Genomic DNA, 20,616 nt, shown 5'->3' with positions numbered 1-20,616 from the left:
GAGGCGCGCATGATCCACTCCGCGGAACCCCGGTCCGGGTGCCCGATCAACCTGGCCCTGGAGGTGATCGGAGACCGCTGGTCGCTCCTGATCATCCGCGACATGATGTTCGGCGACCGGCGCCACTTCCGGGCCCTGCTCACCCGCTCCGAGGAGCGCATCGCCACCAACATCCTCGCCGACCGCCTGCAACGGCTCACCCGGCTCGGCCTGATCACCTCGGCCCCGGACCCGCGCCACCGACAGCGCCACCTGCTCAGTCTGACCGAGCCGGCCATCCAGCTGGTCCCGGTGATGGCGCAGTTGGGCGCGTGGGGGCGCCGCCATCTGCCGGTCACACCGTCACTGTCGGTCCGCGCCGAGTCGCTGGAACGCGGCGGGCCACCGCTGTGGGACCGCTTCATGGACGAGTTGCGTGAACTGCATCTGGGCATCCCCCGCCCCGCGGGCACACCGTCGGTCCTGAAGGAACTGACCGAGGCGTACCAGGCTGAACTTTCCGGGCCAGAGCGGGAAGTGACCTGACGACCGATATGACACCGCCCGCGCGGTCACTGTCCGAAGCGACCGTTTGAACTAGGGTGATCCTGTTTCTCCCCCACTGCTTCCCCTGAGGAGAGCGATGCCGGAAACCAGGCCTGAACTGCAGAGCTTCGCCGCGAGGCTGGCCAGTGGCCCGGCTTTCCTGCTGCTGGGCCGGTCCGGTGCGGACACCGCGAAGTACGCCGACGGTTACCGCTGGAGCGGTGTCTACACCACGCGTACCGACGCGACCGTGGCAGCGCGCTTCCGTTCCGAATGGCGGGTGACCACGCCCCTCGGGGCGATGTCCGCCACCCCCGCACGCAGCCAGACGGCGCTCGAGGTCCGCTACCTCTTCGGCGGGATCGACCTGCCCCCGTCGGAACGTCCGCCCACCAACCCGCTCGAAGCGGCGGACGCCCGCATGCGGTGCATCCAGGAGCTGGTGCGCCTCGCTACCGAAACCGTGACACCACGCGGTGTGGTGGTCATCGACGACTGGGCCCCGGGTGACGAACTGCGGGTCGACGATCTGATCCCGGCACTGCGGTCACTGGGCCCGGGCCAGCTGCACCTGTTCTCCGCCGGCGTCTGGGCCGACGACCCGTTCGTCGGGAGCCTCGCCGGGACCGGGCAGATCGTCCTGCATGACGAGTCGCTCGACGAGGCGATCACCAATCTCTCCGGATCCGGCGCCCTCACCGTGGGCAACGTCGGCGCCGAGAGAGGCTCCCAGCACGTCGTCGCCCTCGGTGAGGGCTTCACCGAGATCGACATTCACACCTGGAATCAGGTACGGCGCTCCGCCCGGCCCATCGACCTCGAACTTCTGACCCCTCCGGTATTCAGCTCGGAGGCGGCCCGCTATCAGGAGTACCGCAACTTCGCGGGCGCCACCGAGGGCGTCCCGCACTGGCGCGGCATCGCCGCCGGCATGAACATCCGCCGCGACTTCGAGGCCCGGCTCGCCGCCGACGTCACGGCCGCCTTGGAGAACCCGGACCTGCTCGCACCGGTGGTGCTCCGGGGGCAGACCACGACCGGGAAGAGCGTCGCCCTGGCCGCACTGGCGATGGACCTGGCGCGCACCGGCGACTGGGCGGTGCTCCACCAGTCGCGGCGCACCGCCCGGCCGGCGCTCGACGACATCGACATGTACGCCTCCTGGGCCGAGAAGAACGGCGCCAAGGCCACCATCCTGATCTGGGACGGGATGGTCGACACCGACGAGTACGCCGCTCTGCTGCGCCAGCTCCGCAGCCGGGGACGCAAGGTGCTCATCGTCGGATCCGGTTACTCCAGCCAGGACGACGATCCGGCCTCGGTCAACGCGCCGATCGAGATGACCGAACGAGAGCTCGCACAACTCCTGGCGCTCCTGAAGTCCTTCGGCATCGACGCGCGCTCGCCCGGGGCGGCCGTGGACACCAGCTTCCTCGCGTTCCTCTACCACACCCTTCCGGACTCGCACTTCGGGCTCACCCGAGGCCTGGCCCACGAGATGCGGGCCGCGGAGAAGGGCATGGAGAAACTCGTCCGGGAACGGGGCAAGCGACAGAGCCCCCGGGACCGGCTCACCTCCATGGCCGCGGCGTTCGCGGCGGCAGGTTTCGACATCGGAACGCTGCTGCCCAGCGCGGCACCCGACGAGAAGCCGCTGATCGAGCAGTCGTTCGGCGAACGGAGCCAGATCCAGCAGGTCACCGCACTCGTGCTGGTCGCCAGCCGGCACGGGGTCCCGGTGCCGATCGACCTGGCGCTGCGCATCCTCGGCCGGGAGGGCTCCCGGACCATCATGGACGTCCTGAACTCCTTCGACCTGATCCGTGACATCGAGGACGACACCGGCGAGTACTTCCTCACCATCCGGTCCCTGCTGGAGGCCGAGTTGCTGGCCCAGCACGAGATCTCGGTCGAGGTCGAAGTCGAGATCATCATCGAGGTGATCCGCCACGTCCGTATCAACGAGGGCTACATCGGGGTCTCGGACGAGGTCTCCTTCCTGGTCTCGCTACTCGACAGGCTCGACGCGAAGTCACTGGACACCCGCTACCACCCGCACCTCGGCGACATCTCCGACGCCCTCGCGGATCGCCGTCTGGAGACCGGCCGCCTCCATCCCCGCCTGGTGCTCCAGGAGTCCAAGCTCGCCCGGGGGTTCGTCCACTGGCGTCAGAACCAGGGGCACGACACGGTGGAGGAGCGGATCGCCGATCTGGAGTTCAACCGGGACCTGCTCGACCAGATACTGTCCGACGGCACGGTCCGCAACATGATGCGGCTGTCGCTGATGGTCGAGCTGGCGTCGACGCTCGGCGCCATCACCCACGAGTTCCTCAAGCAGTCCGAGCCGGCCACCCAGGCGATGACCACCGGCATCGTCGGGCGGCTCGACGACATCCTGTCCACTGTCCTCCAGGCCCGGACCATCGACCCCGGCAACCTGCACCCCGTCGATGTGCTGGCCTGGTCGACCCGGGACGCCATCAACACGAACGCGCTCTCCCTGCACCAGCGGCTGAACTACTACACCAACGCGATCGCCATGATCGACGCCATCGACCGGAGCGCCCTGAGCAAGGGCCAGTCGGCGAACCTGGACCGGCGTGGCGGCGAACTGAGCCGCCTGGTGAACAACGACAAGACCCTTCAGCACCATCTGCGCAACCTGGAGGACAACGCCGACCCGGCCGCGGTCTACTACCTCGCGAAGTTCGAGGCCGACGCCGGGCCGGCCGGGCTGGCCGCCGCACTCGCCCGGCTCCGCGCCGCGCCGTTGGAGGTCCGTGAGGACTGGCGGTGTGCCCAGCTGCTCCTGGAACTCACCTGGACCGAGATCACCGGGCACGGTCTGTTCCGGGGCGATCGCATTCCGGTGCATCTCGCCGAAGCCGACATCGACACGTTCCTGACGCTCGCCGGGGATCTCCGCAACACGGTGCTTCCGGACCAGTACAAGCTGACCTTCGTCAAAGGCCTCGCGCTGTTCGTCGCCGGCCGGCACTCGGAGGCCCGGCAGGCGTTCCGGGAGGTCGAGAAGATGACCCGCCAGCTTCCTCGGCGCATCTACACGCTCGTGGTACTCGGTGACGAGAACGGGGCGCCGGTGCACTTCACCGGGCGTGTCGAATGGGTGAACGACCGGGTCGGCGAGGTGTGGGTCAATGAACTCAGAACCAGTGTGCACTTCGAGCCCGGACTGTTCTCCCGGTCCCAGCAGTTCACCAAGAACCAGCAGCTACCAGCTTTCAACATCGGCTTCAAACCGACCCGAGGCGCCGTCGCCGAGCCCCGCTCTCTCTATCGCGAGCAGCGGCCGCGATGAGCGCGCACCTCACCACGCTGGCGTTCAACAAGAAGATGTGCACCGGTGTGGAACTCAGCTACCGCGAACCAGCCACACCTGATCCCCTGCCGGACCACAAGGACGGCTTCGACGCCCTGGTGACAGAGTTCTACAAGCTCCTGCGGGAGATGATCCGGGACGACGTGGCCTTCCTCCGGTCGGTGGAGAACCACACCGACATCAAGTCGTTCGACACCGCCGTCTACCAGCTGCGCACGGCCCGGCAACACAACGACAACCGGACGGCGACGGCCTTCTACACCCAGTGGACCGCCGGCCGGAGCTGGGCGGAAGCGTCCGCGGCGTTCCTCGACAGCGCGGACCGGGCGCTGGGGACACTGGCCCGGATCAGCTCGACGGTACGGCGCAACCCGAAGCACAGCACGGCGTGGCGGGAGATGACCTCGGTCCAGACCGAAGCCATCTTCGCGGCCGTCTGCCACGACCTGAAGGCAAGCTATCCGGACGGCAGACGCCAGGCGATGCTGCGGAACATCGACCACCGGCGGCGGCGGTTACGGCCCGGCCCGGACATCCGGGCCCGCGTCGAGGAGTTCTGCGCCCAGGAGGTCAGTTCCACCCAGGACACCAGGCTGCCCGTGCCCTACCACTCCGTCCTCGACCGCCTGGGTCTGCTCGGCTCCTACCAGGCGCGGTCGGCGCTGCTGATCGCCTACGCGGTCAGTCAGACGACTCGCCTGACCGGTGACGCCTTCCTCGACCGGGTCCAGGAGACCTGGCTGCTCGGAACCAGCTGACCCGGCGAGGAGGAATACAGCTCCCGAGCCGTACCGGATCCGACGGGGATTCTGATTCGCCAGCGAAGAGGGGGTGGCTCTTGTTGCAATCGTGGCATGAGAGACCGTGTTGACGTCCGTGCGGCGCTGCATGCCTGGCGGGACAGCCTTGTCGACCTGGGTGACACCAACCGGTTGATCGACTTTCCGGCCGACCACCCGGATCTGGTGGAGATCGTCGGGCCGGAGCCGGCCGCGGTGGTGGCTGCGCTGCACCGGCGGGATGACTGTGGGCTGGTGGGGACCGGGGCCGATCCGGAGCGGCTGGCCGCCGGTGGGGATGTGTTCCGCGCCGAGATGCCCGAGGCTCAGCTGGACGCGGCACTGCGGCGGATGGCCCGGCGAGCTCGTCAGGAATACCTGGACCGGGGTGTGTCGGTGCTGCATCTGGCGCTCGGCATGTTGCGGTGGCGCGCCGAGAGCGCCGACCCGGGCGAGCGGGGCGGCACAGGCGAGCAGGGCGGCACAGGCGAGCAGGGCGGCACAGGCCGGCGGGGCGGCACAGGCGAACGGCCGGACAGTGGCGACGGGCTCGAGCGGCGCGCGCGGGGGGACGCGGCCAACCGGGAGGAGCAGTTCGCCAGCCCGGTGCTGCTGCTGCCGGTCGACCTGGTCACGCCCGGTCCGGGAGAGCCGCCGCGGCTGCGGCTCCGGGACGACGACGTGGTGTTCAACCCGGCCCTGGCGATCCGGTTGCGGGCGATGGGGATCGAGCCCCCGGCCGTACGGCAAGAATCTGATCTTGATGTTGACGCTCTGTGGTCCGCGTTGCAGAGTCAGGTGTCGCGGCGGCGCGGGTGGCATGTCGAGCGCGGCATGATGTTGTGCGGGCTGACCTTCCACAAGGAGGCGATCTACCGGGATCTGCTGGTCAACGAGGACCGGATCGCCGCCCACCCGATCGTGCGGGCGCTGGCCACCGCGGACGGCGAGCAGACCGGTGACTTCCGGTTCGGTGCGATCCAGGCCGGTGACATCGACCGGATGGCGCCGCCCGAGCACATCCCGCTGGTGCTGGACGCGGACGCCTCGCAGCGGGCGTGCATCGCGGCCGCGGTGGCCGGGCACAGTTTCGTGATGGACGGGCCGCCCGGCACCGGCAAGTCGCAGACCATCGCCAACATGATCGGTTGCCTGCTGCATGCCGGGAAACGGGTGCTGTTCGTCTCCGAGAAGGCCGCCGCCCTGGACGTGGTGCACCACCGGCTGGCCGAGGCCGGGCTGCACCGGCACGTCCTCGAGTTGCACGGGCACAAGGCGGGCCGCAAGGAGGTGGCGACCGCGCTGGCCGCCGCCCTGGACGAGGATCCGGAGACGCGGCGGCCGGACACCCTGGACCGCCGGGCGCCGCGGGAGCTGCGGGAACAACTGAGTGCGTACGCGTACGCGATGAATGAAGTCCGTAAACCGCTCGGCCGCAGCCTGCACGACGTGCTGGGGATCTGCTCGCGGCTCTCGGACGCGCCGGCCGCGCCGGTCCCGGTGATTCCACCGGCCTCGGTGACCCCGGAGTCGCTGCGCCGGATCCGGGACGCCGCCGACCGTCTGTCCGCGGCCTGGCGCACCGTCGCCGACCGGGACACCCTGCCCTGGCGGGACGTGCTGCGCCGGGAACCGCTCGATCCGGTGCTGTCCCGGGCCGAGCGCACCCTGGCCGGGCTGGCCCGGTCGCTGCACACCGAGCCGGGGCAGGCCGCGCCGTTCGGGCTGGACGGGCCGGGCGACGCCGGGAAGCTGGCCACCCTGGCCGGGCACGCCGGGAAACGCCCGGCGGCGGCCCGCGACGAGTGGATCACCACCGCCGACCTGGCGCCGATGCGCAAGGCGGTGGACACGCTGGGCCGGGACCTGGCCGCGGTCCGGGCGGCCCGGGACGCGGCCGGAAAACGCTCCGGGACCACCTGGTCGGCGCTGCCCGCACCGGCTGACCTGCCGTCGGTGCCGAACCTGTCCGGGCTGTCGCCGGAGCCGGTGGACCTGAACCGGCTGACCGCTGCCGAAGCCGACCGGCAGGCGCGGGCCTGCATCGAGGCCGCCGACACCCTGGAACGGCAGCACGCCGTGATCGACCGGGTGACCGCGAAACTGGGCCTGCCGAACGCGGTCACCGTCGCCGACATCAGCCGGGTCGCGTCGATCGCCGAGCTCGGCGCGCGGACCCACCGTCCGGAGCCGTTCTGGTTCGGGCAGGGCACCGCGGCGACCGTGGCGACCGGCGCGCAGGTGCTGCGCCGGGCCCTGGAGAACCTGGTGGCCGCCGAGGTCCGGGCCCGGCCGTTCTTCGCCGAGGCCATCCTCACCCAGCCGGTCGACGAACTCGCCGACCGGTTCGCGCGGGTGCACCGGGGCTGGCGCAAGATGCTCGGCGGGTACCGCAAGGACAAGCGGGTGGTGGGCGCGTTCGTGCTGCCCACCGCCTCGATCCGGGACGCCCTGCCACGGCTGGAGACGGCGGTGGCGTGGCAGCGGGCCCGGCACGACCTGGCCGCGGCCGAACAGGCGTACGGCACCGTGCTCGGCCGGTACTGGCAGGGCCCGGGCACCGACTTCACCGCAGTCACCGAAGCCCTCGACGTGGTGGAGGCGGGGCTGCGGCTGGCGCCGGCGCCGTCGGTCGGCTCGGTGGCGGCGTACGTCTGCTCGGCCAAACCGGACCCGGAGCTGATCCGGCTGGCCACCACCGCGCGGGAGGCGGTTCTCGGCAACAAGCAGGGGCCGTATGCGGCGGACCGCCCGGAGCTGGTGACCGGCCCGATCGACAACGCCGTCGCATGGCTGCGCGCGCACGGCACGGCACTGGCCGCGGTGGCCGCGGTGGTGCACGCGTACGACGTGGCGACCGGCCGTACCCTCGACTTCGCCGAGGTCTCGCATCTGGGCCGGTTGCGGCAGGACGTGGACCGGGCCGAGGCGGCGATGACCGAGCGGGCCGACGACTACGCGACCGTGTTCGGCGAGGTCTACCGGGGTGCCGACACCGACGAGAAAGCCCTCGCCGAGGCCCTGGAGTGGACGGCCGCGGCACGCCGCCTGCTGACCGGTGACGAGCAGCCGATGACCGCCGAGCAGGCCGCCGCACTGCGGAACCTGCGGCCGGTGGCCGGGCTGAGCCGGCTCGCCGACCAGTGGGCGATGGCCCGGGAGGCGGTGCTGGAGGCGTTCGCCCCGGCCCGGCACCCGGACCTGGAGGCGGTGCTCGGTGATCATGAGCGGGCCCGCGAGTTCCTGCAGGGCATCCGCGGCGACGCGGGCGGCCAGGAGGAGTGGTTCGCCGCCCAGGACGCCCGCGCGGTGCTCAGCGGCTACGGCCTGGACGGGGTGGTGGAGTTCTGCGCCGACCGCGGGGTCACCGCCGAGGAGGTGCGCCCGGCCGTCGAGCGGGCGTTCTTCCGCTCCTGGGCGGACGCGATCATCCAGTCCGACCAGCGGCTGCGCCCGTGGCGGACAGCCGACCGGGACCGTCTCGTCGCCGACTTCCAGAGCCTCGACCTGCGGCTCGGGGCGGCGGCGGCGGCCGACATCGCCGAAGCGGTCATGTCACGCCGCCCGGACACCGGCGGGCCCGGCGCCGACCTGATCCGCCGGGAGGCGATGAAGGCCAGCCGGCATCTGCCGGTGCGGGAACTGATCGGGCAGGCCCGTGACCTGGTGCTCGGGCTGCGGCCGTGTTTCCTGATGTCGCCGCTCACGGTCAGTCACTCGCTGCCGCCGGACATCCGCTTCGACGTGGTCATCTTCGACGAGGCGTCGCAGGTCACCCCGGCCGACGCGATCAACTGCGTCTATCGCGGGGCCGCACTGATCACCGCCGGTGACGACCGCCAGTTGCCGCCGACGTCATTCTTCGACCGATCCACCGGTACGCCGGACGAGCCCGACGCCGAACTGCCGGTGCTGGACTTCGAATCGGTGCTGGAGCTGGCCAAGGGGTGCGGCGCGTTCCCCAGCCTGGGCCTGAACTGGCACTATCGCAGCCGGCACGAGGCGCTGATCGCGTTCTCCAACCACGAGTTCTACCAGAACCGGCTGAGCGTGTTCCCGAGCGCGACAGCGGCCGGGGCGGACACCGGGGTGGCGCTGGTGCCGGCCGACGGCGTCTACCGGCGCAGCGGCACGCGGGACAACCCGGTCGAGGCGGAGCGGGTGGCCGAGCGGATCCTGCACCACTTCACCACCCGGCCCGGCATGTCACTGGGGGTGGTGACGTTCTCGGTGGCGCAGGCCGAGGCGATCGAGAAAGCGGTGACCGCCCTCGCCGCCGGCCGCCCCGGACTGGAACGGATCCTGGACGACGACCGGCTGCACGGCTTCTTCGTGAAGAGCCTGGAATCGGTGCAGGGCGACGAACGCGACGTGATGATCTTCTCGATCGGGTACGGCTTCGACGAATCCGGCCGGATCACCGCCAATTTCGGAGCGCTGAACCGGCCCAACGGCTGGCGCCGGCTCAACGTGGCGATCACCCGGGCCCGCTACCGGGTGGAGATCGTCACCTCGATCAGCGCCCGGGACGTCCCGGTGACCGAGAACGAGGGCGTCCGGCTGCTGGCCGGCTATCTGGAGTACGCCGAACACGGCGCGCTCACCACCGAGGCACCGGCCGAGGCGGGCAGCCCGTTCACCGAATCGGTGCTGGCCACCGTGCGCTCCTGGGGTTATCCGGCGTTCCCGTCACTGGGTTCGTCCGGCGGCCGGGTCGACATCGGCGTGCAGATCCCGGGCCGCGCCGACGCCGGATACGCCCTGGGCATCCGGTGCGACGGCGCACCCTACGCGGGTTGCTCGGCAGCCCGCGACCGGGACCGTCTCAGCGGCCAGGTCCTGACCGGCCTGGGCTGGAAACTGCACCGCATCTGGGCGATCGCCTGGTACCGCGACCGCGACCGTGAGGAGGAGCGGTTGCGCTCAGCCCTGGAACTGGCGGCCGGCAAGCCCCGGATGGTCCTGTCCGACCGCCCAGCCGGCCACTCCCTGGCCGGCGAGGTGCTGGCGTTGGGCGAGGGCGTGCGCATATAGGCCCGCGGGCCGCCCGGTGTGGATCGGTCTCAGGCCGCCCGGTGTGCCGTCCAGCGGCCGCCGGGCTGAATGCGGTGGTCCAGGCTCAACCGTGTGCCGACTTACGGCGCGGTCCACACCACAGAAGACCACACTGCCGGCGACGCGGGCCGGTGTGCCGACTTACGGCGCGGTCCGCGCCGTAAGTCGGCACGCGGGGTGACCCGCGGGTAGCACGCGGGGTGGACCGCGGGATGGCACGCGGGATGGCACGCGGGGTGGACCGCGGGTAGCACGCGGAATGGCACGCGGGGTGGACCGCGGGGCGGCACGTTGGGCGGCACGCGGGGTGACCCGCGGGTAGCACGCGGGGTGGACCGCGGGATGGCACGCGGGATGGCACGCGGGGTGGACCGCGGGTAGCACGCGGAATGGCACGCGGGGTGGACCGCGGGGCGGCACGTTGGGCGGCACGCGGGGTGGACCGCGCTCACCCCGCCAACGTGCGGACCGGCCGAAAGCCGACCCGCCGACATGCGGGCGGTTGGGGTTCTCCGGTACCACCGCATTCGGCCCGGCGGTCGCTGGACGGTCCGGTGTGACGCCTGCGTCGCGCGGACCGGACAGGGCGGTCCGATTCTTGTGGGGCCGATTGGCGTACTTCAACGGGGTCTGAGAATGACCGGCGGCCTGGAGACGGACGCCGACCCGGGGTCGTGTCAGGGCAGTGCGTGGAGGGCGGGCAGGGTGCACAGGCGGGCCAGGCCGGCGGTGGTGTCCTCGGGGGTGCCGGCCGGGTCGAAGCGGGCCACGTCGGCCGCGCTCAGGGACGGCACCTCGACGTGGGAGATCAGGGGGTGGAAGGGGCGTTCGTCGGTTTCGCCGGCGCCGAAGAGGGTTTCGGCCAGCTTCTCGCCGGGGCGCAGGCCGGTGTAGCTGATCGCCACCGGGTCGGGGCGCAGTTCGACCATCTGCCGGGCCACCTCGGCGATCCGCACCGGCTCGCCCATGTCCAGGACCAGGGCCTCGCCGTCGCGGCCGATCGCGGCGGCCTGCACGACCAGGTGCACCGCCTCCTGGACGGTCATGAAATACCTGGTCACGTCGGGGTGGGTGACGGTGACCGGGCCCCCGTCGGCGATCTGCGCGGTGAACGTGGTGAACACCGAGCCGCGGCTGCCGAGCACGTTGCCGAACCGGACGCTGAGGAAGGTGCCGGGGTAGCGGTCGGCGGTCCAGGCGGTGAGGCGTTCGGTGATCCGTTTGGAGTAGCCGAGCACGCTCGTCGGGTCGGCGGCCTTGTCGGTGGAGATGTTGACGAACCGTTCCACGTGTTCGGCGGCGGCGAGCACGTTCAGCGTACCGAGCACGTTGGTCTTGAACGCCTCACCCGGGAACCGCTGGAGTAACGCCAGGTGTTTGAGGGCGGCGGCGTGGAAGACGACCTCGGGCCGCCGGGTGCGGAAGATCTGCCGCAGGTGGGCGGCGTCGCGCAGGTCGGCGAGGATGACCGCCGGGTCGTCGATGCCGGACCGGGCGTCCAGGGACAGCTGGGTGGCCTGGAGTGCTGATTCGTCGCGGTCCAGCATCATCAGTTCGGCCGGGGCGAAGCGGTGGATCTGCCGGCACAGTTCGGAGCCGATGGAGCCGCCGGCCCCGGTGACGAGCACCCGTTTGCCGGTCAGGTATCCGGCGACGCCCCGCAGGTCGGTGTCGATCTGGTGCCGGCCGAGCAGGTCGGCGACCTGCACGTCACGGATGTCGTCGACGGCGACCGGATGGTCCATCAGCTCGGTCATCGACGGCACGGTCTTGAACTCCGCGCCGGCGGCCACGGTCCGGTCGCGGACGTCGCGGACCAGGTCGGCGTCGGCGTTGGCGACGGCGAAGATCAACGACCCGGCGCCGGTACGCCGTAACACCGCCCCGATGTCGTCGCGCCCGCCGAGCACCGGCACCCCGAACACCCGCAGCCGCCGTTTGCGCGGGTCGTCGTCGATCAGCCCGGCCGGCAGGTACCGCCCGCCGGGGTCGGTGAGCATGGAGCGCAGCAGCAGGGTGCCGGCTTCTCCGGCGCCGAACAGCAGCACGGGTGCGGCGGTGCGTTCGTCGGGCCGGCGGCTGCGCTGCTGTCGCAGCAGGTGGGCGTAGCGGGCGCCGAGCATCAGCACCAGAGCGATCACCCCGCCGATCAGGGGTGCGCTGAGTGGCAGCGGATGCCGGGGCAGCACCGCCACGAAGGCGATCAGGCTGCCGGCGGCGAGCGCGACGGTCACCGCCAGGGCCCGGACCTCTTCCAGGCTGGCGTACGGGTACCGGCCGCGATGCAGGTGTGCGGCGGCCCCGTGCACGGTGACGGTGAGCACGATGCCGGCGGCCAGCCCGGCGATCCGCCGCCCGTCGAGTTGCATGTCGTAGCGGGCGAGCACCGCGGCGACCAGGCCCAGCACCCAGGCGGCGGCGTCGACGGCCGGTGGGAGGGCGCGCACGTCGGCAGGCTATCAGCGCCCGTACCCCCGAAAGCGGGATTTATTCGTATCCGAGTGCACTGTCCGCTATCCCCCTATCGTGACGGATAGCCACGGAACGGGGAGGTCTGCATGGGCCTACGCGACTACCTCCGTGTGGCCCGGAGACAGTGGTGGCTGCTGGTGAGTTCGGTCGTCCTCGCGCTGGGCGTGGCCTTGGTGGTCAACGTCCGGACCACCCCGGTCCACGCGGCCCGGATCACGTTCTTCTTCACCGCGCCGATGGCCGAGGCCGCCGAGCTCTACCCGGCCAGCATGTTCTCCTCCGGCCGGCTGGCCACCTACGCCGAACTGCTCACCAGTGAGGAGATCGAACTGCCGCTCGCCGCCGTACCGGGCGTGAACCTGGCCCCCGACGAGATCGGCGAGCGGATCTCCGCCGAGACCATCGCCGACACCGTCCTGATGGAGGTCACCGTGGAGGACACCTCTCCGGAGCGCGCCATGCTGCTGGCCCGCAGGCTGTCGGTGCTGTTCAAGACCACCGTGGAGAACCTGGAGACCCAGCCGCAGGGGGTGCCGGTGATCCGGGTGGAGGTGGTCGACGGCCCACGGATGATGCCCGACCCGGTGGCCCCGCGCCCGATCGACAACTACGCCCTGGCGGTGATGGCCGGGCTGATCGTCGGCGCCGCGTCGGCGGTGCTGCGGGAGGTCTCCGACAACACCGTGCGGTCCGCGGACTCGCTGCGGGAGCTGACCGCCACCCCGGTGCTGGCCCGGGTGCCGCAGGACGCCGACGCGCCGGTGGTGTCCGGTCCGTTCGTGTCGCCGAGCACGTCGGCGCGGACCGAGGCGCTGCGCCAGGTCCGCACCCTGCTGCAGTCGGCCGCCGCCGGGAGTTCGCTGAAGACCCTGGCGGTGACCAGCGCGGTGCCCCGGGAGGGCCGGTCGGCGATCGTGTGCAGCCTGGCCCTGCTGTTCGCCGAGACCGGCCAGCGGGTGCTGGTGGTGGACGCCGAGTTGCGCCGTCCCCGGCTGGGGCGGTTCCTCGCGCTGGACGGCCAGACCGGCCTGAGTGACGTGCTGAACGGGTCGGCCGGGCTGGACCAGGCCGTCCAGCCGTGGGGTGTGGGTCTGTGGCTGCTGGCCGGTGGCACTCCCCCGCACAATCCGAGCGAGCTGCTGAGTTCCCCCCGGATGACCGACCTGGTGGACGAGGTGCGGCGCCGGTTCGACGTGGTGATCTTCGACTGCCCGCCGCTGCTGCCGGTGACCGACGGTGAGGTGGTGGCGGCGCGCGCCGACGGCACCCTGCTGGTGGTGCGCTCCCGGCGGACCACCAGCGTGCAGGTCACCTCGGCGGTACGGGCCCTGCACGGGGTGAACGCCTCGCTGCTGGGCTGTGTGCTGAACATGGTGCCGCGCCGCGATCCGGACGCCGCGCCCAGCTTCGACGAGTACACCTCGCCCCGGCCGGAGCAGCGGCGCTGGTGGGGCGGCCGGATGTCGATGGAGGTGGCGGCGTGACCAGTCCCGGAGCGTTGCAGACGACGGCCGAGCGGCAGGTGCCGGCGGCGATCGCCGAGGTCTTCACCAACAGCAGCGACGATCTGCCGACCCGGCTGGCGAACATGGCCCGGTACGCCCGGCGCGCCCAGGTGACCCGGTTCGCCGCCCTGTACGAGCTGTTCAAGCTGGCCCTGCCGGTGAAGGGCTCGATCGTCGAGTGCGGTGTCTTCCGGGGCAGCAGCTTCATGACGTTCGCCCAGCTCAGTGCGGCCCTGGAGCCGACCAACCTGACCCGCCGGCTGTACGGCTTCGACTCGTTCGGCGGCTTCCCCGAGGTCGGTGCGCGGGACCGGCCGGAGGCGACCGGGGCGCGCGCCGGTGATCTGGCGTCGGACAGCTACGACGAGTTGACGAGGCTGCTGGAGATCTACGACACCGACCGTTTCCTCGGTCACCTGCCGAAGGCCCGGCTGATCCGGGGTGACGTCACCCAGACGATCCCGCGGTTCGTGGCGGACAACCCGCACCTGATGATCAGCCTGCTCTTCCTGGACCTGGACCTGTACGAGCCGACGAAGACCGCGCTGCGGCACCTGCTGCCCCGGATGCCGAAGGGCGCGGTGCTGGCCTTCGACGAGCTGGACAACCCGCTGTGGCCGGGTGAGACCGCGGCCGTGCTGGACGAGGTGGGCATCAGCAGCCTGGAACTACGCCGGTTCGACTTCGACCCATATATCGGATACGCGGTGGTATAGGTGTCACTGGCCTCCGCTATCCGGCGTCATGTCCTCACCATGACCAGTATCGGGCGTAGCTCACACGTCGGATCCGCGCTGTCCTGCGCCGACATCCTGGCCGTGCTCTACGGCGAGATCATGCACGTCGACCCGGCCCGCCCGGACTGGCCGGACCGGGACCGGTTCATCATGAGCAAGGGCCACGCCGGGGCCGCCCTCTACGCGGCTCTGGCCGAGCGCGGCTTCTTCGACCCGGCGGTTCTGCACCGGCACTACCAGAACGGCTCCTACCTGTCCGGGCACGTCAGCCACGTCGGCATCCCCGGCGTCGAGTTCTCCACCGGCTCGCTCGGGCACGGCCTGTCGGTCGGCGCCGGACTGGCCTGGCGGGCCCGGCAGACCGGCCGCCCGTGGCGCACGTTCGTGCTGCTCGGTGACGGCGAGTGCGACGAGGGCAGCGTGTGGGAGGCGGCCATGTTCGCCGGCCACCACGAGCTGGGCACCCTGGTCGCGATCGTGGACTGGAACGGCCTGCAGTCGATGGGCACCACCGAGGAGACGCTGCGGCTGGAGCCGTTCGCCGCCAAGTGGGAGTCGTTCGGCTGGGACGTGGCGGTGGTGGACGGGCACTCCCTGACCGATCTGTCGGAAAAGACGAGGGTCCCGCGCGATCCCGGCCGGGCCAGACCCCGCTGCGTGCTGGCACGCACGGTCAAGGGCAAAGGCGTCTCGTTCATGGAGAACCAGGTGCTCTGGCACTACCGCGCGCCGTCTCCCGACGAACTGCGGACAGCGCTGGCCGAGGTGGGCGCCGGATGAGGGACCGGTTCTTCGCGGGACTGCTGGCCGCCGCCCTGGTCGACGAGGATCTGGTGCTGATCACCGCCGATCTCGGGTTCGGGGCGGTGGACGAGTTCGCCGCCGCCCGGCCCGGCCAGTTCGTCAACGCCGGGGTGGCCGAGCAGAACATGGCCGGGCTGGCCGCCGGGATCGCCCTGGCCGGCGGGCGGGTGTTCACCTACTCGATCGCCAACTTCCCGACGCTGCGCTGCCTGGAACAGATCCGCAACGACATCTGCTACCACCGCGCCGACGTGACCGTGGTGGCGGTCGGGGGCGGGATGGCGTACGGCGCGCTCGGCATGTCGCACCACGCCACCGAGGATCTGGCGATCATGCGGGCGCTGCCGGGCATGGCGGTCGCCGCGCCCGGCGACCCGGCCGAGGTGGGTGCGGTGCTCACCGATCTGCTGGCCGCCGGCGGGCCCGCCTATCTCCGGCTGGGCAAGACCGGCGAGGGTACGGTCCACGCCCACCCCATCGAGGCGCCGCGCGGGACGTCGATCCCCCTGTCGTACGGCGGTGAGGTGCTGTTGTGTTCCACCGGCGCCATCCTCGGCAACGTCTGCGCGGCCGCCGAACTGCTGGCGGGCGACGGCATCCGGGCCGACGTGCGCAGTTTCCCCTGGCTGGATCCCCTGGACACGATCGCGGTGCGGGAGGCGGCCGGCGCCTACGCGGCGATCGTCACGGTCGAGGAGCACTCGATCGTCGGCGGCCTGGGCAGCGCGGTCGCCGAGGTCCTCGCCGAGTCGGCGGCCGGGACACCGCTGGTCCGGATCGCGCTGCCGGCCCAGTCGATGTCGGTGGTCGGTGATCAGGACTACCTGCGTGGCGCGTACGAGCTGGACCCGGAGTCGATCCGGCGGCGGGTCCGTAACCATCTGGAGGCCCACCGTGGACTGGCGAGTCAGGTTCGTTGACTATCCCGAGCAGTGGCGGCGGCAGCGCGACGAGCTGCTGCCGCTGATCGAGGGCACCCTCGCGGCCGGTGACCTCATGCTGCGCCATCAGCTGTCCGACTTCGAGAAGAACCTGGCGGAGTTCAACACCTCGCGCCGGGCGGTCGGGGTCAGCAACTGCACCGACGGGCTGCGGCTGCTGGCGCACGCCTTGGACATCGGGCCGGGCGACGAGGTGGTGACGGTGGCGCACACCTTCGTCGCGACGGTCTCGCCGTTCGTGCTGCGTGGGGCCACCCCGGTCTTCACCGACATCGGCCCGGACCATCTGATGGACGTCGAGGACCTGGAACGCAAGGTCACCGAACGCACCAAGGTGATCATCCCGGTGCACCTGAACGGGCGGACCGTGGACATGCTCCAGGTCAACCGGATCGCCCTGGATGCCGGGGCGACCGTGCTGGAGGACGCCGCGCAGGCCCTCGGCGCCACCCTGGACGGGCAGAACGCCGGCACGTTCGGCCTGGCCAGCACCTACTCGTTCTATCCGGCGAAGCTGCTCGGCGCGTTCGGCGACGGCGGCGCGGTGCTCACCGACGACGAGCCGCTCGCCGACCGGCTGCTGAAGCTGCGCGACCACGGCCGGGTGGCCAAGGCCGAGATGGACGGCTGGGGCTACAACTGCCGCCTGGACAACCTGCAGGCCGCGGTTCTGGACTGGCGGCTGGAGCGGCTGCCGAAGTGGATCGCCCGCCGCCGGGAGCTGGCCCGGCGCTACGACGAGCGGCTGCGCGACCTACCGGAGCTGGATCTTCCGGTCGGCCCGAACGACGACGGCCGCCGCTACGACGTGTTCCAGAACTACCCGGTCACCACCGACGCCCGGGACCGGCTGGCCGAGCATCTGCGCGCCGACGGCGTCGAGACGCTGATCTCCTGGCCGATCCCGATGCACCAGCAGAAAGGGCTCGACCTGCAGCACTGGAGCCTGCCGCGCACCGAGGAGCTGTGCCGCCGGGTGCTGTCCCTGCCGCTGCACCCGGAGTTGGACTACGACCAGGTCGACATCGTCGCCGACAGCATCCGCCGCTTCTTCGGCGCGAGTTAGGGGACGACAGTGGAACTGCCGTTCCTCAGTGTGATCATCCCGTGCTGGAACGAGGCCCGGTTCATCGCCGGATTCCTCGACTCGGTGCTCGGCAACACCTATCCGGCCGACCGGATGGAGATCCTGCTCGCCGACGGGTACAGCGACGACGGCACCCGCGAGGTGGTGCGCCGCTACGCCACCCGGGATCCACGCGTACACCTGATCGACAACCCGGGCCACAGCAAACCCGCCGGCCTCAACCGGGCCGTCCGCCGCGCCCGCGGCGAGGTGATCATCCGCTTGGACGTGCACGCCGAATACCCGCCGGACTATCTGGAACGCTGCGTGCGCGGCCTGCTGGACCACCCGGGCGCCGACAACGTCGGCGGCGTCCGGCTGTCCAAGGCCCGCGACGAGACCCTGCTCGGCCGGGCCATCGCGGTCTCCACCACCAGCGTGTTCGGGGCCGGCAACTCCCGCTACCGGACCGGCGCCACCGAGCCGCAATGGGTGGACACGGTGTTCGGCGGCTGCTACCGGCGCTCGGTGTTCGACCGGATCGGGTTCTTCGACGAGAAGCTGACCCGGGCCCAGGACCGCGAGTTCAACCAGCGGCTGCGGGCCGCCGGCGGGCAGATCCTGCTGCTACCGGAGATCACCTGCGTCTACTACGCGCGCAGTGACCTGCGGGAGTTCGCCGGGTGGACGTTCGAGGCCGGCTACTGGCCGTTCCAGGCCAGCCGGCTGGTCGGGCGGTGGATCGGCTCGTGGCGCAACGTGGTCCCGGCCGGGTTCGTGCTGACCGTGGCCGCCGGGGCCGCGCTGTCGCCGGTCAGCCGCACCGCCCGCCGCCTGACCGCCGGGGTGCTGGCCACCTACGGCACCGCCGCGCTGGCCTTCGCCGTCCGGGAGGCCCGCCGGCACCACGATCCCGGGCTGGCCGCCGCACTGCCCGCGATCTTCCTGGCCACACACGTGATCTACGGGGCGGGCTCGATCCGGGCCGCCCTGGACCGACGAGGAGGCAGCCGATGACCAGCACGATCCTGCACTACCACCGGGGGCGGGTCGCGCTGCACGCCATCCTGGAGGGGCTGCGGGTGCGGCCCGGCGACGAGGTGGTGGTCCAGGCGTACACCTGCGCGGCCGTCGTCGAACCGCTGCTGCGCCTCGGCGTCACCCCGGTCTACGCCGACATCGACCCGGACTCGTTCGGCCCCGACCCGGACGCCATCGCCGCCGCTGTCACCGGCCGCACCCGGGCGGTGATCGTGCAGCACACCTTCGGCGTCCCGGCGCCGGTCGAGGAGATCGACGTGGACGTGCCGGTGATCGAGGACTGCGCACACGTCACCCCGGGCCTGATCGACACCTCCCGCAGCGCCGCCGCTTTCTACTCCTTCGAATGGGGCAAGCCGGTGGTGGCCGGGATCGGCGGGACCGCCGTGGTGCACGATGCGGAACTCGCGACCGCGATGCGCGCGAACCACCACCGCTACACCGCGCCGCCGTCGAGGCGGGAACTGATGATCGGCGCCGAATACGCCGCCTACCGGGCCTCCGAACGGGCCGGGATCGTGCACCGGCTGCGGGCGCTCTACCGGCGGCTGGCCGGCATGGGTCTGGTGGTCGGGTCATATGCGCCGGACCCGCGGGCCAGCCCGGAGTACGGCTGGCGGATGAGCTGCGGCACCCGGCGCCGGCTGACCGCCCGGATCACCGCCGGGCGCGCCGAGCTGCACCGGCGGCGGCAGATCGCGGACGCGTACGAGATCGAGTTCCAGCGCCTGATGCCCGGCGTGCCGCTGCGGTTCCCGGTGCTGGTCGGCGACAAGGCCGGGGCGCTGCGGGCCGCCGCCGAGGCCGGGGTGGAACTGGGCGACTGGTTCGCCACACCGGTGCACCCGCTGTCCGGGCCCGACCTGGCCGCCGCCGGCTACACCGCCGGTTCCTGCCCGAACGCCGAGTGGGCCGCCGCGCACGTGGTCACCCTGCCGGTCCGGTCCACCACCCGGCCGCCGGACGTGGGCCGGGCCGCCGACCTGCTCAACGAGTTCCGGGCGGTGGACGCCCATGCCTGAGGAACAGTTCCGGGTCGTCTCCGGCCCGTTCACCCACGCCCAGATCAGCGCGGTCGCACGGATGCACGTCGACGAGGTGCCCGAGGGGTTCCTGACGTCGCTGGGCGAGCCGGTGCTGCGGATGCTGTACCGGCACCTGGCGTGCAGCCCGCACGCGGTGCTGTTCATGGCCGAGTCGGTGGCGACCGGGGAACCGCTCGGCTACATCTGCGGCTCCACCGGCACCGGGTCGCTGTTGCGCGAGTTCGTCCAGCAGGCGTGGCCGGTCGCGGTGCCGATGGTGCTGCCCCGGCTGCTGCGCCCGGCCCGCATCCTGCGGCTGATGGAGACGATCGCCTACCCGTCGTCGGCCGACCCCGGCCTGCCCGGCGCCGAGATCATCAACTTCGTGGTGGTGCCGTCGCTACGCGGCCGGGGTGTGGCCACCCGGCTCTACCAGCACCTGATGGACTGGTTCGTCCACCAGCACGTGCCCGAGGTCAAGGTGGTCACCGGCGAGCGGCAGCGGCGCGCGCAGGGCTTCTACGAGAAGTCCGGCGCGATCCTGCACGGCATGACCGAGGTGCACCGCGGCACCGCGTCCCGGATCTACGTCCAGCCGCTCGCCGAATCCGGCCCGGCCCCGATCACCGATGGTTACGCTCCGGAGATGACCAGTCGCTACGAGACCGTCAAACGGGCGCTGGACATCACCGTCGCGGCCGGTGTGCTGTTCGCCGCCACCCCGGTCGCCGCCGCGGTGGCCTGGGCGATCCGCCGCGAGGACGGCGGCCCGGTCCTCTACCACGGCATCCGGGTCGGCCGGTACGGCAAACCCTTCGCCATGCTCAAGTTCCGCAGCATGGTCGTCGACGCGTCCACCCTGGGCGGGCCGTCCACCGCCGACGACGACCCGCGCCTGACCCGCACCGGGGCGTTCCTGCGCCGGTGGAAACTCGACGAACTGCCGCAGATGGTCAACGTGCTGACCGGCGACATGAGCCTGGTCGGGCCGCGCCCGCAGGTCGCCTCGGACGTCAGCCGCTACACCGAGGACGAGATGCGGCTGCTCGACGTGCGGCCCGGCGTCACCGACTGGGCGTCCATCGTCTTCCACGACGAGGGGGTCATCCTGGCCGGGCACGACGACGTGGACCGGGCGTACGACGAACTGATCCGCCCCGGCAAGATCGCCCTCGGGCTGGCCTACGTGGAGAACCGGGGCCTCGGCACCGACCTGTGGATCCTCGCGCTGACCGCGCTCACCCTGCTCGGATACCGCCGGACCGGGGAGATGCTGCAGAGGGCGGTGCCGCTCGACCTGGCGCATGTTCGGCGGTGACCGAC

The 20,616-nt window shown here is 71.5% G+C and carries 13 protein-coding genes; 12 read left to right on the top strand and 1 reads right to left on the bottom strand.

Going from position 1 to position 20,616, the window contains the following annotated elements; genetic code table 11:
• Positions 1-9 precede the first annotated feature (9 nt).
• The 4 genes from ACQ0O7_RS36540 to ACQ0O7_RS36525 all read left to right on the top strand — a co-directional run bounded on the left by ACQ0O7_RS36540 (position 10) and on the right by ACQ0O7_RS36525 (position 9,681).
• Entirely contained in the window at positions 10-525 is a 516-nt protein-coding gene (locus ACQ0O7_RS36540) for a winged helix-turn-helix transcriptional regulator (RefSeq protein ID WP_430789366.1), read from the top strand.
• 97 nt (positions 526-622) lie between these two features.
• The gene (locus tag ACQ0O7_RS36535; protein ID WP_430789364.1) at positions 623-3,847 is read left to right on the top strand and encodes a hypothetical protein; all 3,225 of its coding nucleotides are present in this window, start codon (positions 623-625) and stop codon (positions 3,845-3,847) included.
• On the top strand, positions 3,844-4,626 hold the full coding sequence (locus tag ACQ0O7_RS36530; protein ID WP_430789362.1) for a hypothetical protein: 783 nt from the start codon (positions 3,844-3,846) through the stop codon (positions 4,624-4,626). Before ACQ0O7_RS36535 ends, ACQ0O7_RS36530 begins: the two co-directional genes overlap by 4 nt.
• A gap of 96 nt (positions 4,627-4,722) precedes the next feature.
• The gene (locus ACQ0O7_RS36525; protein WP_430789360.1) at positions 4,723-9,681 is read left to right on the top strand and encodes a DUF4011 domain-containing protein; all 4,959 of its coding nucleotides are present in this window, start codon (positions 4,723-4,725) and stop codon (positions 9,679-9,681) included.
• Between the two features lie 698 nt (positions 9,682-10,379).
• Here ACQ0O7_RS36525 and ACQ0O7_RS36520 read toward each other — a convergent pair.
• Complete coding sequence (locus ACQ0O7_RS36520) at positions 10,380-12,149, bottom strand: polysaccharide biosynthesis protein (protein WP_430789358.1); 1,770 nt, start codon at positions 12,147-12,149, stop codon at positions 10,380-10,382.
• A gap of 111 nt (positions 12,150-12,260) precedes the next feature.
• On the opposite strand from ACQ0O7_RS36520, the gene ACQ0O7_RS36515 reads away from it, so the two are divergent.
• Genes ACQ0O7_RS36515 through ACQ0O7_RS36480 form a run of 8 tightly spaced genes read left to right on the top strand, consistent with a single transcriptional unit; the run spans position 12,261 to position 20,611 of the window.
• Positions 12,261-13,658 (top strand): polysaccharide biosynthesis tyrosine autokinase, encoded by a 1,398-nt coding sequence (locus ACQ0O7_RS36515; RefSeq protein ID WP_430789356.1) that lies wholly within the window; start codon positions 12,261-12,263, stop codon positions 13,656-13,658.
• Complete coding sequence (locus ACQ0O7_RS36510) at positions 13,655-14,395, top strand: TylF/MycF/NovP-related O-methyltransferase (protein ID WP_430789354.1); 741 nt, start codon at positions 13,655-13,657, stop codon at positions 14,393-14,395. The genes ACQ0O7_RS36515 and ACQ0O7_RS36510 overlap by 4 nt, the downstream gene beginning before the upstream one ends.
• The gene (locus tag ACQ0O7_RS36505; RefSeq protein ID WP_430789352.1) at positions 14,396-15,196 is read left to right on the top strand and encodes a transketolase; all 801 of its coding nucleotides are present in this window, start codon (positions 14,396-14,398) and stop codon (positions 15,194-15,196) included. It begins immediately after the preceding gene.
• The gene (locus ACQ0O7_RS36500) at positions 15,193-16,140 is read left to right on the top strand and encodes a transketolase family protein (RefSeq protein ID WP_430789350.1); all 948 of its coding nucleotides are present in this window, start codon (positions 15,193-15,195) and stop codon (positions 16,138-16,140) included. The genes ACQ0O7_RS36505 and ACQ0O7_RS36500 overlap by 4 nt, the downstream gene beginning before the upstream one ends.
• Complete coding sequence (locus ACQ0O7_RS36495) at positions 16,115-17,227, top strand: DegT/DnrJ/EryC1/StrS family aminotransferase (RefSeq protein ID WP_430789348.1); 1,113 nt, start codon at positions 16,115-16,117, stop codon at positions 17,225-17,227. Before ACQ0O7_RS36500 ends, ACQ0O7_RS36495 begins: the two co-directional genes overlap by 26 nt.
• 9 nt (positions 17,228-17,236) lie before the next feature.
• On the top strand, positions 17,237-18,244 hold the full coding sequence (locus ACQ0O7_RS36490; RefSeq protein WP_430789346.1) for a glycosyltransferase family 2 protein: 1,008 nt from the start codon (positions 17,237-17,239) through the stop codon (positions 18,242-18,244).
• Entirely contained in the window at positions 18,241-19,290 is a 1,050-nt protein-coding gene (locus ACQ0O7_RS36485; protein WP_430789344.1) for a DegT/DnrJ/EryC1/StrS family aminotransferase, read from the top strand. Before ACQ0O7_RS36490 ends, ACQ0O7_RS36485 begins: the two co-directional genes overlap by 4 nt.
• The gene (locus ACQ0O7_RS36480) at positions 19,283-20,611 is read left to right on the top strand and encodes a GNAT family N-acetyltransferase (RefSeq protein ID WP_430789342.1); all 1,329 of its coding nucleotides are present in this window, start codon (positions 19,283-19,285) and stop codon (positions 20,609-20,611) included. Before ACQ0O7_RS36485 ends, ACQ0O7_RS36480 begins: the two co-directional genes overlap by 8 nt.
• Positions 20,612-20,616: the final 5 nt, after the last annotated feature.

This window comes from Actinoplanes sp. G11-F43 (assembly GCF_050589265.1).
Classification (GTDB): Bacteria; Actinomycetota; Actinomycetes; order Mycobacteriales; family Micromonosporaceae; genus Actinoplanes.
The sequence above is the reverse complement of the archived record's forward strand: the minus strand, read 5'-3'. Positions and strand labels throughout refer to the sequence as shown.

Coding starts and splice junctions, on each gene's coding strand:
- ACQ0O7_RS36540 (WP_430789366.1), top strand. CDS start 10: ATGATCCACTCCGCGGAACCCCGGTCCGGGTGCCCGATCAACCTGGCC.
- ACQ0O7_RS36525 (WP_430789360.1), top strand. CDS start 4,723: ATGAGAGACCGTGTTGACGTCCGTGCGGCGCTGCATGCCTGGCGGGAC.
- ACQ0O7_RS36515 (WP_430789356.1), top strand. CDS start 12,261: ATGGGCCTACGCGACTACCTCCGTGTGGCCCGGAGACAGTGGTGGCTG.
- ACQ0O7_RS36480 (WP_430789342.1), top strand. CDS start 19,283: ATGCCTGAGGAACAGTTCCGGGTCGTCTCCGGCCCGTTCACCCACGCC.
- ACQ0O7_RS36535 (WP_430789364.1), top strand. CDS start 623: ATGCCGGAAACCAGGCCTGAACTGCAGAGCTTCGCCGCGAGGCTGGCC.
- ACQ0O7_RS36500 (WP_430789350.1), top strand. CDS start 15,193: ATGAGGGACCGGTTCTTCGCGGGACTGCTGGCCGCCGCCCTGGTCGAC.
- ACQ0O7_RS36485 (WP_430789344.1), top strand. CDS start 18,241: ATGACCAGCACGATCCTGCACTACCACCGGGGGCGGGTCGCGCTGCAC.
- ACQ0O7_RS36530 (WP_430789362.1), top strand. CDS start 3,844: ATGAGCGCGCACCTCACCACGCTGGCGTTCAACAAGAAGATGTGCACC.